The 17,121-nt window shown below is 56.8% G+C and carries 13 protein-coding genes; 5 read left to right on the forward strand and 8 right to left on the reverse strand.

The annotated features are described in order from the left end of the window. The first annotated feature begins 2 nt into the window (after nt 1-2). Nucleotides 3-743, forward strand: a complete 741-nt coding sequence (gene cysQ / locus L3068_RS02080; RefSeq protein WP_014882255.1) for a 3'(2'),5'-bisphosphate nucleotidase CysQ — start codon at nt 3-5, stop codon at nt 741-743. On the opposite strand, the gene L3068_RS02085 is transcribed toward cysQ, so the two are convergent. Then, complete coding sequence (locus L3068_RS02085; RefSeq protein ID WP_014882256.1) at nt 737-1,294, reverse strand: YtfJ family protein; 558 nt, start codon at nt 1,292-1,294, stop codon at nt 737-739. The two genes, cysQ and L3068_RS02085, sit on opposite strands and share 7 nt — an antisense overlap. A gap of 324 nt (nt 1,295-1,618) precedes the next feature. Here L3068_RS02085 and L3068_RS02090 point away from each other — a divergent pair, with 324 nt between their 5' ends. Continuing rightward, on the forward strand, nt 1,619-1,825 hold the full coding sequence (locus tag L3068_RS02090) for a DUF1107 domain-containing protein (RefSeq protein WP_003856054.1): 207 nt from the start codon (nt 1,619-1,621) through the stop codon (nt 1,823-1,825). A gap of 63 nt (nt 1,826-1,888) precedes the next feature. Here the strand turns inward: L3068_RS02090 and paeA are convergent, their stop codons facing one another. From paeA to L3068_RS02120, 6 genes are all read right to left on the reverse strand, one after another. Further along, entirely contained in the window at nt 1,889-3,226 is a 1,338-nt protein-coding gene (gene paeA, locus L3068_RS02095) for a polyamine export protein PaeA (protein ID WP_023338945.1), read from the reverse strand. 195 nt (nt 3,227-3,421) lie between these two features. Continuing rightward, nucleotides 3,422-4,969, reverse strand: a complete 1,548-nt coding sequence (locus L3068_RS02100; protein WP_014882258.1) for an MFS transporter — start codon at nt 4,967-4,969, stop codon at nt 3,422-3,424. Between the two features lie 79 nt (nt 4,970-5,048). Further along, nucleotides 5,049-6,068 carry a Gfo/Idh/MocA family protein gene (locus tag L3068_RS02105; RefSeq protein WP_176260915.1) on the reverse strand — a complete coding sequence of 340 codons (1,020 nt, stop codon included), beginning with the start codon at nt 6,066-6,068 and terminating at the stop codon, nt 5,049-5,051. 12 nt (nt 6,069-6,080) lie between these two features. Then, entirely contained in the window at nt 6,081-7,148 is a 1,068-nt protein-coding gene (locus L3068_RS02110) for a Gfo/Idh/MocA family protein (RefSeq protein WP_014882260.1), read from the reverse strand. Next, on the reverse strand, nt 7,145-8,329 hold the full coding sequence (locus L3068_RS02115) for a Gfo/Idh/MocA family protein (protein ID WP_047624568.1): 1,185 nt from the start codon (nt 8,327-8,329) through the stop codon (nt 7,145-7,147). The genes L3068_RS02110 and L3068_RS02115 overlap by 4 nt, the downstream gene beginning before the upstream one ends. A 15-nt stretch (nt 8,330-8,344) precedes the next feature. Then, the gene (locus L3068_RS02120; protein ID WP_047624567.1) at nt 8,345-9,496 is read right to left on the reverse strand and encodes a Gfo/Idh/MocA family protein; all 1,152 of its coding nucleotides are present in this window, start codon (nt 9,494-9,496) and stop codon (nt 8,345-8,347) included. Nucleotides 9,497-9,689: 193 nt separating this feature from the next. Between L3068_RS02120 and L3068_RS02125 the strand changes: the two genes are divergently transcribed. After that, nucleotides 9,690-10,748 (forward strand): LacI family DNA-binding transcriptional regulator, encoded by a 1,059-nt coding sequence (locus L3068_RS02125; protein WP_117581607.1) that lies wholly within the window; start codon nt 9,690-9,692, stop codon nt 10,746-10,748. Here the strand turns inward: L3068_RS02125 and msrA are convergent, their stop codons facing one another. Further along, nucleotides 10,749-11,390, reverse strand: a complete 642-nt coding sequence (gene msrA / locus L3068_RS02130; RefSeq protein WP_117581609.1) for a peptide-methionine (S)-S-oxide reductase MsrA — start codon at nt 11,388-11,390, stop codon at nt 10,749-10,751. A gap of 224 nt (nt 11,391-11,614) precedes the next feature. Here msrA and tamA point away from each other — a divergent pair, with 224 nt between their 5' ends. Next, complete coding sequence (tamA, locus tag L3068_RS02135) at nt 11,615-13,348, forward strand: autotransporter assembly complex protein TamA (RefSeq protein ID WP_045268860.1); 1,734 nt, start codon at nt 11,615-11,617, stop codon at nt 13,346-13,348. Then, the gene (gene tamB, locus L3068_RS02140) at nt 13,345-17,121 is read left to right on the forward strand and encodes an autotransporter assembly complex protein TamB (protein ID WP_117581611.1); all 3,777 of its coding nucleotides are present in this window, start codon (nt 13,345-13,347) and stop codon (nt 17,119-17,121) included. The genes tamA and tamB overlap by 4 nt, the downstream gene beginning before the upstream one ends.

A 17,121-nucleotide genomic window follows, 5' to 3' on the forward strand; every position in this document is an offset into this window, starting at 1 on the left:
GAATGCTAGATAAAATTTGTCAACTCGCACGGGATGCGGGGGATGCCATCATGCAAGTGTATGACGGTGCAAAACCGATGGAGGTCGTCAGTAAAGCGGACGACTCCCCGGTCACGGCGGCGGATATCGCTGCGCATAAGGTCATTATGAACGGTTTACAGGCGCTGACGCCGGACATCCCCGTTCTGTCTGAAGAAGCGCCGCAGAGCTGGGATGAACGCCAGCACTGGCAGCGCTACTGGCTGGTCGATCCGCTGGACGGTACCAAAGAGTTCATCAAGCGCAACGGGGAGTTCACCGTTAATATCGCCCTGATTGAAAAGGGAAAGGCGGTGCTCGGCGTGGTTTACGCCCCGGTGATGAAGGTGATGTACAGCGCGGCGGAAGGTAAAGCCTGGAAGGAGGAGTGCGGCGTTCGTAAGCAGATCCAGGTGCGCGATGCGCGCCCACCGCTGGTGGTGATTAGCCGCTCGCACAGCGACAGTGAACTGCAGGAGTACCTGCAGCAGCTGGGGGAACACCAGACGACGTCGATTGGTTCATCGCTGAAATTCTGCCTGGTGGCGGAAGGACAGGCGCAGCTTTATCCGCGCTTTGGGCCGACTAACGTCTGGGATACGGCGGCAGGGCACGCGGTTGCAGCGGCCGCCGGGGCGCATGTTCATGACTGGCAGGGCAAGCCGCTGGACTATACCCCGCGTGAATCCTTCCTCAACCCCGGCTTCCGCGTCTCGATTTATTGAGCCAACAGCTTGTGCAGCAGGGCGACGACCTGCTGCACCTCTTCCTGGGTCAACGCGCCGTCTTTCACCCACTGGACGCGACCTTCCTTATCCAGCACGATAATCGCGGAACTCTCTTCCTCCAGCTGCCAGGCCTTACGGGTGACTCCGTTGCTGTCGACGATAAACTGCGACCACGGATAGAGCTTCTTATTACTCTCAAGGCTTGAACGCACAAACATCCCGGAGCCGGGAATCGCGTCATCGGTGTTCACAATCGTGGTGGTCTGGTAGCGATCGTGCGGGAATTTTGCGGCCTTGATCGCTTCCACCAGGTTGGCATTTTTCTCTTTTGCAGATGTACGACCGGCAATATGTTGTACAACTCTCACTTTGCCTGCGAGCTGCGCGCTATTCCAGGCTTTATAGCTAAACTTATCATTGTCGAGAATCAATTCTCCCCGGTCAGCAATGCCGACTGGCGGGACACGTTGTCCTTTTTCAATGTTGTGAGCGCAAGCCCACAGGGGCAGCAGCAGACAAGCTGCTGCAAGGATGTTACGTAGGGTCATGGCGTTTCCTTATTGTTTGCAGGTGATCCGACCACTTGGTCTTACGCTTTTAATCATAAGTGCGATCAATGTGGTTTTCCCGCAATCCCAATGCCAGTTTGCGGGTGAACGCACATATCCATGAAAAAACGACGGCTTATACTGCTCTCAGTCACGCTTTGCAAAGATTATTCTGAATAATTGTAATCAAACGGTAAATAAACTTATGCACACTGGGTAACACCGTAGTTCTGGTCTATAGTCATTGGGCATCAAAATTTGCGCTCAGGACAGTCGGGCTGATTGTGGCACCGCAAGAGCGTATGATTCGCAGGAGATACAAGAATGAAAATTTTCCAACGCTACAACCCGCTTCAAGTGGCGAAGTACGTGAAGATCCTGTTCCGTGGACGGTTGTACATCAAGGATGTTGGCGCTTTTGAATTTGATAAGGGCAAGATCCTTATCCCAAAAGTGAAGGACAAACAGCACCTGTCTGTGATGTCCGAAGTCAACCGTCAGGTTATGCGTCTGCAAACTGAGATGGCTTAACCAACGTGCTATGCAGTAGTTAAAAAGACGGCTCCCAATGGGAGCCGTTGATGTATATGGGTCTTACGCCGACACCTTCTCTTCTGCGTCAGGCATCCGCGGCACCAGCACGGTCGGTTTGTTGTCGATGCGCGTCACCAGCAGCTGGTCGATGCGGTAGTTATCAATGTCCACCACCTCAAACTTGTAGCCGGAGAACTTCACCGAATCGGTACGTTTCGGGATTTTGCGCAGCATAAACATCATAAAGCCGCCGATGGTTTCGTAATTACCGGACTGCGGGAACTCGTCGATGTCCAGCACGCGCATGACGTCTTCAATCGGTGTACCGCCATCAATCAGCCACGAGTTATCGTCACGCTGAACAATCTGCTCCTCCAGCCCCTGGCCCACCAGGTCGCCCATCAGCGTGGTCATCACGTCGTTCAGCGTAATGATCCCCACCACCAGCGCGTATTCGTTCATGATGACGGCGAAGTCTTCCCCGGCGGTTTTGAAACTTTCCAGCGCTTCCGAGAGCGTCAGGGTGTCTGGCACGATCAGGGTGTTGCGGATCTGCACGCCGCTGTTGAGCGCCAGGCTCTGGTTTGCCAGCACGCGGTTGAGCAGGTCTTTGGAGTCGACGTAACCGATGATGTGGTCGATATCTTCATTACAGACCAGGAACTTAGAGTGCGGATGCTGTGCCACTTTGTTCTTCAGGCTCTGCTCATCCTCATGCAAATCGAACCAGATAATGCTTTCACGGCCCGTCATGGATGAGGGCACGGTACGGGATTCAAGTTCGAATACGTTCTCAATGAGCTCGTGTTCCTGCTTACGCAGCACCCCGGCCAGCGCGCCAGCTTCCACCACCGCATAGATGTCGTCAGAGGTGATGTCGTCTTTACGCACCATGGGCAGCTTGAAGATGCGGAAAATCACGTTTGCCAGGCCGTTGAAGAACCATACCAGCGGACGGAACACGAACAGGCAGAAGCGCATCGGGTTGATGATACGCAAAGCCACAGCTTCTGGCGCAATCATACCGATGCGTTTCGGGGTCAGGTCAGCGAAGAGGATGAACATGCCGGTAACCAGCGTGAAGGAGAGAATAAAGCTCAACTGCTCGGCCAGTTCGGCGGACATGTACTGCACAAACAGGCTGTAAAACGCCGGCGAAAACGCTGCATCGCCCACGATACCGCCGAGAATGGCGACCGCGTTCAGGCCAATCTGCACCACGGTGAAGAAGGTGCCGGGGTTCTCCTGCATTTTGAGAATGCGGGAGGCGTTGATGTTGCCTTCATCAGCAAGCAGCTTCAGTTTGATTTTACGGGAGGCGGCCAGAGAAATCTCCGATATCGAGAAAAATGCACTGACGGCAATCAGACAAAGTATTACTAAAATACTGTTTAACATAGTTTATCCGGCTTCTCGCCAGATCCTCAGAAGGGGAATTGATACCATTTGTGTGAAAACACGTAGAACGTCAGCCCGTAGCGTTGAGCTGATTATTTCAGCGGGTAGTATAGCGTAAAGAGATGTAAATCTGCCAGAGGTCACATTTTGGCATAAAAACAGACCGGACAGTGGAGTGCTGCCCGGTCTGCGCGGTTATTTCACGGGAGATAAATGGGCGCTTCCCACCGTCTGTCGTGTGGCGTCGCCTCCCCACACCTGGTCATACTCGTATCCGGTTAACTGCTTGATGATCACCCGAGTCCTGGCGTCGCAGTCGCGGTAATCTCCGCCCAGTTTCCGCCGGGCAATCTCCTTGAGGAGCAACTTATGCGTCTCGCGGGTGAGCTTAAACTTGTAGGTAGTGAAGAAACTCACCGCCAGAAGCGCCGCGGTGGCAAAAATCATCAGGCCGATAATGGCCCCCAGCGCGCTTTCCGGTTGTGCGCCACTGCCTTTCACGAAACCGGACTCCTGCAGCACCAGACCAATAATCATGATGGCAATAGCCACGGTACTTTTGCGGGTCAGGACCATCACACCGGCAAAAATCCCTTCGCGGCGCTGCTGCGTCACCATCTCGTCGATATCCGGAATGAAGCTGTAGATATTCCACGGAATGTAGTAAAGGCCGGAGCGGGCGGCACCCAGCAAGATAAAGACCGCCGAGAACAGCAGCGTCGGCACCTGCGTTTCGGTAAGGTAGACCGTAAACAGGAATACCAGCACGCAGAAAATACAGCCGTAGGAGAGGCGGAGCGCGGCGGAAGGAGTCACATTCAGCCGGTTCAGCAACAGCATAAACCCGTACGTGCCCGGCACCGAGGCGAAGGCCGCAATGCTCAGCCAGCCAGATACCGCCGCCGCATCCTGGCTCAGGCAATACACGACATAATAGGTAAAGACCGAACCGAATACGTCCATCGCCGTAAACGAAAAGATATAAATAATGATATGCAGCCGGAACGCGCGAATGCGGAATGAAGAAAAGAGATCCAGAACCAGATATTTCAGGTGATTGAGTATCCCGCTGCTGCGCTGGTTATCCACTTTAAAATCGGACTCCTGCTGCACATCTTTGGCTTCCCAGGTGGTGTACCAGGTAATAAATACCGCAATGCAAAATACGCAGGAAAATATCAGCCCGGTAAGGGTATAGGTAAACGGATTATCTTTACCCGTGAACTGCATAATGACGCCGGGGACGGAAACCGCAAGAAACCCCCCGAGCTGAGAGCAGATCATGCGCACGCCGGAAAGGCGGCTACGCTCTTCATAGCGGTTTGTCATTTCCGCTGCCAGCGTTTCCCACGGGACCAGCACCATCGCCGACAGCAGTTCAATCGAGAGATAGGTGCCCAGATAGTACCAGTAGCCCATGTCCGTCATCCACAGCAGGGCATACAAAAACATGAGCGGTGAGCTGAGTAATAAAAAGAAGCGGCGGCGGCCAAATTTACGTCCGAGCCAGGTATCACCGAAATTATCGGTGACGTATCCCATAATGGGGCTGAGGAGTGCGTCAATAACGCGGGCAATGGCGAATATTGAACCCGCTTCAATCACTGAGAGTCCGCAATAGGTGGTGTAAAAAAAGAGCAGCCAGGTGCCGATAATGGCAAAAGCGCCCCCGCCAAACAGATCGGTTACGCCGTAGCCAAGCGCTACGCCGTAACCAACTCTACGTTCAGTTGGTTTGACCATAATAATATCCAGTGTAGGGTAATGATTAACCTGTGTTTCAGGTCGTTTTTTTATTTACTGCTGGACGACACATTACGTTCTAATTATTGATATCTATCCATTTTCTTAATTGAGATGAGCGATAAAGGGCCTCCACAAGGGTGAGTGATTTCCCGGCAGCATGGATATCGGTGTAGTCCGTTTCCGGGTGATGAATGGCATGATAAAAACGGCGGATCGCCTGCTGGTGTCCCAGCCCCCAGTAGCTTTTGACCGAGCCGTCAGGAGAATCATCGGTTGCCAGCTTGCGACGTTCGCCCGGGGTAATGCGCCAGAGCACGTTGTCATTGAGCAGCAGCGAACCCCGTTCGCAATGGATCTCAAGCCAGAGGGGGGAATCCGTGGTATTGCAGTTGCTGGCATAAAACAGGCCACGCGCGCCGTTAGCAAAGTGCAGCGTCGCCATTGCGCTGTCCTCCCCTTCGGTTACGTCCGCCAGCTCACCGCTCTCCACCACGCCTTTCAGGCGCGTGACCCCGCCAGCGAACCACTGCATCAGGTCGAGGGTATGGATCGCCTGGTTGATCAGCAGACTGCCGCCTTCCGTTGCCAGCCGTCCACGCCACGGACTTTCGGTGTAATAGGCGCCCGACCGCGACCACGTCAGCACCGCTTTCATGCCGAGCATCTTCCCCAGCCCGCCCTCGCTTAACTCCTGTCGGATGCGCAGGCTGGTGGGATTGAGCCGGTTCTGATAGCAAACGCCGAGCAGGCCCGGCGCCTGGTCGACGGCCTGGACGATATCGCCGAATTCACTGCTGTTCATCCCCACCGGTTTTTCGCAGAACACATGCTTCCCGGCGGCGAGCGCCGCCAGAATCATACGTTTATGCTCGAAATGCGGCGTACAGATATGGACCACGTCGATGGCATCATCCAGCAGCATTTCCTGGTAATCCTGATAAAAACGGCACTGATAGGCCATCGCCAGCGTCAGTCCTTTAACGCTGTCGATATCCACCAGCGCGCGCAGCGCGACGTTGGGGATCTGGCGTAATGCATTCACATGGCAGCGGTGAATCGCGCCGGCACCGATAACCGCTGTGTTCAGGATCGTCATCGTTGCCTCCCGTTATGCCGTCGCGTTGGCCAGCATCTGAGCCTTTACGCAAAGCTCCGCCGCCTTGAAGGCGTGCGCCTGCGTCATGGCGTTTTCGGTCCGGTGCAGGCAGTCGAGGATCAGTTCACCAAAGAACGGGAACCCGACCTGCCCGGCGACGGGATAACGGAATTCTCCCTCCTTGTTCACCAGGTAAACCACATCCTGCTCGCCGCGGGTTAAATCGACATATTTGCGGATTTCGATATAGCCTTCGGTGCCGAGCAGGGTCAGACGACCGTCGCCCCACGTTGACAGCCCGTCTGGCGTAAACCAGTCGCAGCGGAAATAGCCGCTGGCACCGTTTTCCCCTTTCAGCATCGCGTCGCCGAAATCTTCGAAGGCGGGATACTGCGGGTGTTTAACGTTGCGAACCTGGCTTGCCACCACCGAGGCGTCGCTGTTGCCGGTATAAAAAAGGAACTGCTCAATCTGATGGCTCCCGATATCGCAGAGAATGCCGCCGAAGTCGCGACGATCGTAGAACCACTCCGGACGACCGGTCCCTTCCCGGTGCGGACCGGTTCCCAGGGTTTGCACGACGCGGCCAATCGCGCCCTGCTGCACCAGTTGTCCGGCAAAGACCGCGCTCTCTACGTGCAGACGCTCGCTGTAATACACCGCGTATTTCTTCCCGGTTTGCGCCACCATTGCTTTGGCATCGGCCAGCTGTTCAAGGGTGGTGAGCGGCGCTTTATCCGTGAAATAGTCCTTACCTGCGGCCATCGCTTTCAGCCCCAGCGCACAGCGCCCGGACGGGATGGCCGCACCCGCCACCAGGCGCACCTCGTCGTCGTTGAGTATCACGTCCAGCGACGCCGCCACGTGGGCCTGCGGATATTGCTGGATGAATTTATCCACTTTCGCCGGGTCGGGGTCGTACACCCATTTCAGCGTGGCGCCGGCTTCAATCAGGCCGTTGCACATGCCGTAAATATGACCGTGGTCGAGTGCGGCAGCGGCAAAAACAAATTCACCTTCCCGGACAACCGGCTGCGGTTTACCTACCGGGGCGTAGTTCATTCCGTCTTTCTTGTTCATGATGACATTCCTCGATCCAGATCTTTTCCCAGGGGGATGGCACCGACTTCGCTGAAGTTGGCCACGCTTGCGGACTTCTCATAAAAACGGGGGGCGAGGGCGTTCGTCCCGCCGGTACGGTAAAACGGGTCATCGCGCTGAATCGGCAGCGGGACGACGGTGCGGGTAATGGCTGATTTATAAATTGCGGTAATCAGTTCGAGGGAACGCTTGCCCTGCAGGCCATCCACTAACGGTGCCGTGCCGTGCTCAATGGCATAAAGCAGGTCGTTAATCTGCCCGTTGTGTAGCGTCCATTCGAGTTTGCGGGTGTCGTGAAAAACCGCGTTGAGTTGCGCTTCTCGCGGCAGATCGTGGCTTTCCTGTGGGAAGCCGTTATCGGCGCTGACGCTGGCAAAGGCCTGCCACGGCGCGGAGATACGCGCTTTATCGCCCTGAATGATGATTTTCTGATCTTCCCCGTGGTGCACCACCGAGGCGGTAAGCTGCGTGAGCGCGCCGTTCGGGTATTTGAAGATCGCGGCGCTGAGGTCTTCCACCTCGGCATTGTCGTGCGCCACGTTGGTCATCATTGCCACGACCTCCGACGGGAAGCCGAGCATCCACTGGATGGCGTCGATATGATGTACCGCGTGGTTAAGCGTGCAGCCACCTCCCTCTTTTTCCCAGGTGCCACGCCACCACAGGTCGTAATAGCAGTGTCCGCGCCACCAGAACGAATCCACCTGCGCATGGCAGATTTTCCCCGCGAGGCCGGAATCCAGCGCTGCTTTTAAGCGCCAGAAAGCTTCGGTAAAGCGGTTCTGAGCGATAATGGAGAGCGTCTTACCGCTGGCCTGCTGTGCGGCGATCATCGCGTCGCACTCTTCCAGCGAGGCGGCCATCGGTTTTTCGCACAGCACATGGCACCCCGTGCGCAGGGCATCAATGCTGATTTCCGCGTGAACGTAGGGCGGCGTACAGACATCGACGATGTCCACATCGGGCTCTGACGCCAGCATCTGCTGGTGGCTTGCGTACACGCGGGCATCCGTCAGGCCGTAGCGTGCTTTTTTCTCGTGGGCTTTTTCCGGGTAGATATCGACCAGCGCGACGATCCGGCAACGCTGACCAAACTGCAAATAGCCCTGAATATGGTTATGCGAGATATTCCCTGTTCCCACGATAGCGACATTTAACATCGTGTTTCTCCGCTGTTACCAGGTGCCAGAGGCGTCCAGCGTGATGCTGGCGGTCTCTTTAGCCACTGAGGTGCTAATACGCTGCTGAAGCAGGCGCAGATACTGTTTCTCATTGAGCGGCAGGTCGACCCAGTCGTCTGTCCAGGTGGAGAGGTGCATGGCGTTGGAAAGCGTAAGCCCGCGGATCCCTTCCAGACCCGGTGCAATCAGCGGCTCGCCGCGCAAAATGGCGGCAGAGAAATTGGCGGTAATAACGTGATGTTCGCTGCATTCCGGGGCGACGGGGATGGAGACCTCCCAGCATTCGGGTTCACCAAAACCGTTTTGCCAGCGGGCGTTGAAGGCGGTTTCGGATTCACGTAACCGCCAGTAGCGCAGTTTCCCCTCTTCGACGACCACCTTGCCGCGGTCGCCAACGATTTCCAGGCGGTTGGTCCCCGGTGTTTCCGCGACGGTAGTGATAAACACGCCCGTCGCGCCATTGGCGTACTCCGCATAGGCGGTGACCTCGTCTTCCACTTCGATATCGCGATGTTTGCCGAACTGGCAAAACGCGCGCAGACGGACCGGCATGCCGACCAGCCACTGCCAGAGATCGAGCTGATGCGGATCCTGGTTGAGCAAGACGCCGCCACCTTCCCCTTTCCAGGTGGCGCGCCAGCCGCCGGAGTTGTAGTAGCTCTGCGAACGATACCAGTTGGTGATGATCCAGTTGGAGCGGCGGATCTCGCCCAGCTCGCCGCTGTCGATAAGGTCTTTTACCTTCTGATAAAGCGGGTTCGGGCGCTGGTTGTACATGATGCCAAACACCACGTCGCACTCCCGGGCGCAGGCGTTCATCTCCTGCACCTGCGCCGTGTATACCCCCGCCGGTTTTTCACACAGGGTGTGAATGCCGTTGCGCATCGCCAGCATCGACAGGCGCGGATGCTCGTAGTGCGGCGTCGCGACAATCACCGCGTCGATAAGCCCGCTCTGGATCATCTCCTGGGCGTCACTGAACACGGGGAGATTGCCGACCAGCTGGCGAATGGCCGGGTGCTTTTCCGGTGCATTATCGCAAACCGCCGTCAGGCACGCGTCGCTGACCGTACCCGCCAGTAAATAGCGCGCGTGGACCGTGCCGATATTACCTATTCCAATAATGCCAAAACGTACCTTATCCATGTCACACCTTAATTTCTGTTGAAAAGAAGTGATGACCGGAAAATAGGAAAGGCGAGCCGCAGCGACAATGTGTTTTTGTGAGAATACTCGCAAGGTGATTAAGTAATCTCCAGGCTTTCTGAAATTTGGTTTTAAAATCAAAAGGCTGTTTCTGCAAATATTTGCAAAAACTGAATGAGAGCGAGGTCACACTATGCCGGGCAGGTTAAAAATGGAGGAGATTGCGGCCCTGACGGGCTATTCCGTCAGTACGGTATCTCGGGTATTAAGCGGCAAATCGTATACCAGCGATAAAGCCCGGGAGGCGATCGTTCGTACTGCCAGAGAATTAGGCGTACTGGAGTCCATGGCGAGCGGCAGACTGTTAATTAACGGTATCGCTGTTTTTGCGCCAGAAAGAACCTTTCAGGGACGCGGCGATATTTTTTATCTGGAAGTCACAAAAGGGATTACTGAAGCCTGCGCGCGGCACAATGTGTGGGTGAGCTGCTGTGGATTAGAAGAACAGCACGCCGACGTGAAATTATTTATGGAAAAGGCCAGTCAGAAGAATATTAACGCGATAATTATTATTGGGACTGATGATTCCACCATATTTAAACTGGCGAGCACGTTAAATAAGCCCTGCGTGTTAATTAATTCCGTTGATCGGGATCGGGAGCTGGATGCCGTGTCACCCGATCACCGGGCGATTGGGTTTACCGCCATGCAGTATCTTTTTGAGCAGGGACATCGGCGTGTGCTCACGCTCACCTGCCTGCGGCGAGAAACGCTTTACGCGCGTCTGGACGGCATTAAAGAGGCGTACCGCCATTTTCACGTGGGCTTCGATCCCCAGCGTGATTTGCTCGTGACGGAGTGGTTTACCGCTGAAGAGGCTGAGCGGGCTCTGGATGCGTGGCTGATGAGCCATGATAGATCGCAGTGGCCGGAGGTGATTTTCCCGAACAGCACCAGCATGGTGGAAGGGGTGATCAGGGCGTTAACCCGACACGGGCTGCGCGTTCCGGAAGATATTTCACTGATAACGACCGATTTTGCATGGAACCTGGCGCACCGTCTGGAAAAACCGGTCACGGGCGTGACGGTGCCCTGTCGGGAGCTGGGGATTGAAGCCGTTCACCTGCTGCAAACGCGGCTCAACCGACCGCAGGCGCCGGTCTTTAACCTGCTGTTGCAGGGAAAAGTGATGGATTACGGCTCGGTCTGTAATGCAACGCGCCACGCGGCTCGCGTGGCGCTGCAACGGTGATCAGGCCAGTTGAGGCGGCAGGCAGACGCCGATGCCTCCGATACCGCAGTAGCCGTACGGGTTTTTGTGCAGGTACTGCTGATGATCGTCCTCGGCATAGTAGAACGGTTTCGCGGTGGCGATTTCGGTTGTCACGTCACGCGTATCGCCCGCTTCCCGCATGGCCCGCTGGAAACGCTCAAGGCTGGCGCGGGCGGCTGCATCCTGCTCAGGCGTGAGCGGATAAATGGCCGAGCGGTACTGTGTGCCGTGGTCGTTGCCCTGACGCATACCCTGCGCCGGATCGTGGTTTTCCCAGAAAACCTGCAGAAGCTGCTCGTAGCGAATCACCGCAGGGTCGTACACCACGCGAACCGCTTCCGCATGGCCGGTCTCGCCGGAGCAGACTTCGCGGTAGGTTGGGTTAGGCGTGTAGCCGCCGGTGTAGCCAGCAGCGGTGCTGTACACGCCGGGCAGCTGCCAGAAGAGGCGCTCAACGCCCCAGAAGCAGCCCATGGCGAACAGGGCGATCTCCATTCCATCCGGCACGTTAGTCATCGAATGGCCATTCACGGCGTGTAAGGTCGCCACAGGCATAGGGGTATTGCGTCCCGGTAATGCATCAGCTTGTGAAACCAGATGCTTTTTGTCGAATAAACTCACGATGGGGCCTCCCGGGGTGCGATGTTTCGGTTAAGGTTGTCACGACGCGTTTAATTGAACACAATAAATACGCTGAATGAGTCTAGATTTAATCATAAGAAATATTTGGGTGTTACACCCATTTTCAACCCGTGATGTGGGTTTTTGGCTAACAGGCCGTATTTTGCCGCGGAGCGGCACTGCATTTGCTTCCAGGGTGGAAACAGGGATATTCAGGAGAAAACGTGACAAAAATCCGCCAGTTATGTTTGGTCAGTGTGTTGCTGACAAGCGGGGTTGCCAGCGCGGCGAATGTCCGTTTGCAGGTTGAGGGGCTTTCCGGGGCGCTGGAAAAAAACGTGCGTGCGCAGCTGTCGACCATCCAGAGTGATGAGGTGACGCCGGACCGGCGTTTTCGCGCGCGCGTGGATGACGCTATCCGTGAAGGGCTGAAAGCGCTGGGTTATTACGAACCCACCATTGATTTCGATCTCCGTCCGCCGCCAAAGAAGGGGCGTCAGGTGCTTATTGCCCGCGTCTCGGCGGGGGAGCCGGTACGGATTGGTGGCACGAACGTCGTCCTGCGCGGCGGGGCGCGTACCGACCGGGATTACCTGGATCTGCTCAGCACGCGGCCGAAGATCGGCACCGTGCTTAACCATGGCGATTACGACCATTTCAAAAAAGAGCTGACGAGCGTTTCCCTGCGTAAGGGCTACTTTGACAGCCAGTTCAACAAAAGCCAGCTGGGCATCGCGCTGGCGCGACGCCAGGCCTTCTGGGACATCGACTACGACAGCGGGGAGCGCTACCGCTTTGGCGACGTGACGTTTGAAGGTTCGCAAATTCGTGAAGAGTACCTGCAAAACCTCGTGCCGTTTAAAAAAGGCGATTACTACCAGTCGAGCGACCTGGCGGAGCTAAACCGCCGTCTCTCCGCCACCGGCTGGTTTAACTCGGTGGTTGTCGCACCGGAATTTGATAAGTCTCGCAAAACCAAGGTGTTGCCGCTGCATGGCGTTGTCTCGCCGCGCACCGAGAACACCATTGAGACCGGTGTTGGCTATTCGACCGACGTCGGCCCGCGCGTGAAGGCCACCTGGAAAAAGCCGTGGATGAACTCATACGGCCACAGCCTGACGACCAGCGCCAGTATCTCTGCACCGGAGCAGCAGCTTGATTTCAGCTATAAAATGCCGCTGCTGAAAAATCCGCTTGAGCAGTACTATCTGGTCCAGGGGGGCTTTAAGCGCACCGACCTGAACGATACAGAGTCCGATTCCACCACGCTTGCGGTATCCCGCTACTGGGATCTCTCCAGCGGCTGGCAGCGCGCCATTAATCTGCGCTGGAGCCTGGACCACTTTACCCAGGCCAACGTCACCAACACCACCATGCTGCTCTATCCTGGGGTGATGATCAGCCGCACCCGCTCGCGCGGCGGCCTGATGCCAACCTGGGGGGATTCCCAGCGTTACTCCATCGATTACTCCAACACGATGTGGGGTTCTGACGTGGATTTCTCGGTGATTCAGGCGCAAAACGTCTGGATCCGCACGCTGTATGACAAACACCGCTTTGTCATGCGCGGCAACCTCGGCTGGATTGAAACCGGCGATTTCGACAAAGTCCCGCCGGACCTGCGTTTCTTCGCCGGGGGCGACCGCAGCATCCGCGGCTACAAATACAAATCTATCGCGCCTAAAGACGATGACGGCAAGCTGATCGGGGCCTCCAAGCTGGCCACTGGCTCGCTGGAGTACCAGTACAACGTCAGCGGAAAATGGTGGGGCGCCATGTTCGTTGATGGCGGCGAGGCGGTGAGCGATATCCGCCGCAGCGACTTTAAAACTGGCGCAGGTGTAGGCGTGCGCTGGCAGTCACCGGTCGGGCCCATCAAGCTTGATTTCGCCGTTCCGGTCGGCGACAAAGAAGAACACGGATTACAGTTTTACATCGGTCTGGGGCCTGAATTATGAGTTTATGGAAGAAAATAAGCCTCGGGGTGCTGATTTTTATCGTGCTGCTGCTCGGTACGGTGGCGTTTCTGGTGGGGACGACGACCGGGCTGCATCTGCTGTTTAACGCGGGGAACCGCTGGGTGCCGGGGCTGGAGATAGGTCAGGTGACCGGCGGCTGGCGCGACCTGCGTCTGAAGAACATCCGCTATGAGCAGCCGGGCGTGGCGGTGAATGCCGGGGAATTTCACCTCGCGGTGAAGCTGGGCTGTCTGCGTGACAGCAAGCTGTGCGTTAACGATCTGTCGCTAAAAGACGTTAACGTGGCGATAGATTCGAAGAAAATGCCGCCGTCTGCGCCGGTGGAAGAAGAGGATAGCGGCCCGCTGAATCTCTCCACGCCGTACCCGATTGCGCTCTATCGGGTGGCGCTCGATAACGTCAATATTAAAATCGACGACACCACCGTTTCCGTCATGGATTTCACCTCCGGCCTGCGCTGGCAGGAGAAAAACCTGACCCTGACGCCAACCTCACTGCAGGGCTTGCTGATCGCGCTGCCGAAAGTGGCCGAGGTGGCGCAGGAAGAGATCGTCGAGCCGAAGATCCAGAATCCGCAGCCGGAAGAAAAGCCGCTGGGTGAAACGCTGAAGGATCTCTTCTCGAAGCCTGTTCTGCCGGAAATGACTGACGTTCATCTGCCGCTGAACCTCAATATTGAGGAGTTCAAAGGTGAGCAGCTACGCCTGACCGGCGATACCGACCTGACCGTCTACAACATGCTGCTGAAAGTCAGCAGCATTGACGGCAACATGAAGCTCGACGCGCTGGATATCGACACCAACCAGGGGTCGGTGAATGCGTCTGGTAACGCCCTGCTGCGCGACAACTGGCCGGTGGATATCACGCTGAACAGCGCGCTCAACATCGACCCGCTGAAGGGCGAAAAAGTGAAGGTCAAAGTGGGTGGGGCGCTGCGCGATAAGCTGGACGTCGGGGTCAATCTCTCCGGCCCGGTGGACATGGTTCTGCGCGCGCAGACTCAGCTGGCGGAAGCCGGGCTGCCGCTCAATCTTGAGGTCGTCAGCAAGCAGCTTTACTGGCCGTTCACCGGCGAAAAACAGTTCCAGGCCGATGACCTGAAGCTGAAGCTGAGCGGCAAGATGACTGACTACACGCTCTCGTTCCACACGGCGGTGAAGGGACAGGGCGTACCGCCCGCGAACATCACGCTGGATGCGAAGGGCAACGAACAACAGGTCAACCTCGACAAGCTGACCGTCGCGGCGCTGGAAGGGAAAACGGAGCTGACCGCGCTGCTCGACTGGCAGCAGGCGATCAGCTGGCGGGGCGAACTGAAGCTGACGGGTATCAACACCGCCAAAGAGGTGCCGGACTGGCCGTCGAAGCTGGACGGGCTGATCAAAACGCGCGGTAGCCTGTACGGCGGTACGTGGCAGATGGACGTGCCGGAGATCAAGCTCACCGGTAACGTGAAGCAGAACAAGGTGAATGTTGAAGGCTCGGTGAAAGGCAACAGCTACCTGCAGTGGGTGATCCCGGGTCTGCACGTCGCGCTGGGGCGCAACACGGCGGATATCAAAGGCGAGCTGGGGGTAAAAGATCTCAATCTTGATGCCACCATCGACGCGCCGAACCTGGATAACGCCCTGCCGGGCCTGGGCGGAACGGCGAAAGGGTTAGTGAAAGTGCGCGGTACGGTCGACGCACCGCAGCTCCTTGCGGATATCACCGCCAATAATCTGCGCTGGCAGGAACTGAGCGTTGCCCGCGTCCGCGTGGAAGGGGATGTGAAATCCACCGATCAGATCGGCGGTAACCTGAACCTGCGCGTGGAGCGCATTTCTCAGCCGGACGTGAACATTAACCTGGTCACCCTGGACGCCAAAGGGAACGAAAAACAGCATGACCTCCAGCTACGCGTGCAGGGTGAGCCGGTTTCCGGGCAGCTTCACCTGACCGGCAGCTTCGACCGCAAAGCGGAGCGCTGGAAAGGGACGCTGGACAATACCCGTTTCAACACGCCGGTGGGGCCGCTGGCGTTGTCACGTTCTCTCTCGCTGGACTACCGTAATGCGGAACAAAAGATCGCTATTGGGCCGCACTGCTGGATCAACCCGAATGCAGAGCTGTGCGTGCCGCAGACCATCGATGCGGGCGCGGCAGGGCACGCGCAGGTAAACCTCAACCGCTTTGATCTGGCGATGCTGAAACCGTTTATGCCGGACACCACGCAGGCCAGCGGCGTCTTCAGCGGGAAAGCCGATGTCGCCTGGGATACGACCAAAGAGGGGCTGCCGCAGGGTAGCGTCACGCTTTCGGGCCGTAACGTGAAGGTGACGCAGGAGGTGAATGATGCGTCGCTCCCGGTGGCATTCGATACCCTCAACCTGAGCGCAGACCTGCATAACAACCGTGCTGAGCTGGGGTGGCTGATCCGTCTTAATAACAACGGTCAGCTTGACGGACAGGTAAAAATTACCGATCCGCAAGGACGGCGTAATCTGGGCGGCAACGTCAATATCCGTAACTTCAACCTGGCGATGGTGAACCCGATATTCGCCCGCGGGGAGAAAGCCGAGGGCATGCTGAACGCCAACCTGCGTCTGGGCGGCAACGCGCAAAGCCCGCAGCTATTCGGTCAGATGCGCCTCAGCGGCGTGGACATCGACGGCAACTTTATGCCGTTTGATATGCAGCCCAGCCAGATTGCGATGAACTTCAACGGCATGAGCTCGACCCTGAGCGGTTCGGTGTTAACGCAGCAGGGGCAAATCAACCTGAGCGGTGACGCGGACTGGAGCCAGCTCGATAACTGGCGTGCCCGCATCGCGGCCAAAGGCAGCAAGGTGCGCATTACCGTACCGCCAATGGTGCGCCTGGATGTCTCGCCGGATGTGGTCTTTGAGGCGACGCCAAGCCTCTTCACCCTGGACGGGCGCGTCGACGTGCCGTGGGCGCGTATTGTGGTTCACGAGGTTCCGGAAAGCGCCGTCGGTGTCTCAAGTGATGAAGTTATGCTCAATGAAAATCTGAAACCTGTCGAACAGAAGAGCGCTGGCATACCGATTAATAGTAACCTTATCGTACACGTGGGGAATAACGTGCGGTTGGATGCGTTTGGGCTGAAGGCGAGGCTCACGGGCGATCTGAAAGTGGCCCAGGATAAACAAGGGCTTGGCCTGAACGGGCAGATCAATATTCCTGAAGGGCGTTTCCATGCCTATGGTCAGGATCTGATTGTGCGTAAGGGCGAGCTGCTGTTCTCCGGTCCACCGGATCAGCCTCTGTTGAACATCGAAGCGATTCGTAACCCTGAAGCGACGGAAAACGACGTCATTGCAGGCGTACGCGTCACCGGCTCAGCCGACGAACCGAAGGCGGAGATCTTCTCTGACCCGGCGATGTCGCAGCAGGAAGCCCTCTCTTACCTGCTGCGTGGACAGGGTCTGGACAGCGGTCAGAGCGACAGTGCGGCGATGACCTCAATGTTAGTCGGCCTGGGGGTTGCACAAAGTGGGCAGGTTGTGGGTAAAATCGGCGAGACGTTCGGCGTAAGCAATCTGGCGCTGGACACCCAGGGCGTGGGTGACTCCTCGCAGGTGGTGGTCAGTGGCTATGTACTGCCGGGTCTGCAGGTAAAATACGGTGTGGGGATCTTTGACTCACTGGCAACACTCACGCTACGCTATCGCCTGATGCCTAAGCTATATCTGGAAGCAGTGTCCGGCGTAGACCAGGCACTTGATCTGCTCTATCAGTTTGAGTTTTAG

The sequence above is a fragment of the Enterobacter cloacae complex sp. ECL414 genome, assembly GCF_021869685.1.
GTDB lineage: Bacteria > Pseudomonadota > Gammaproteobacteria > Enterobacterales > Enterobacteriaceae > Enterobacter > Enterobacter kobei.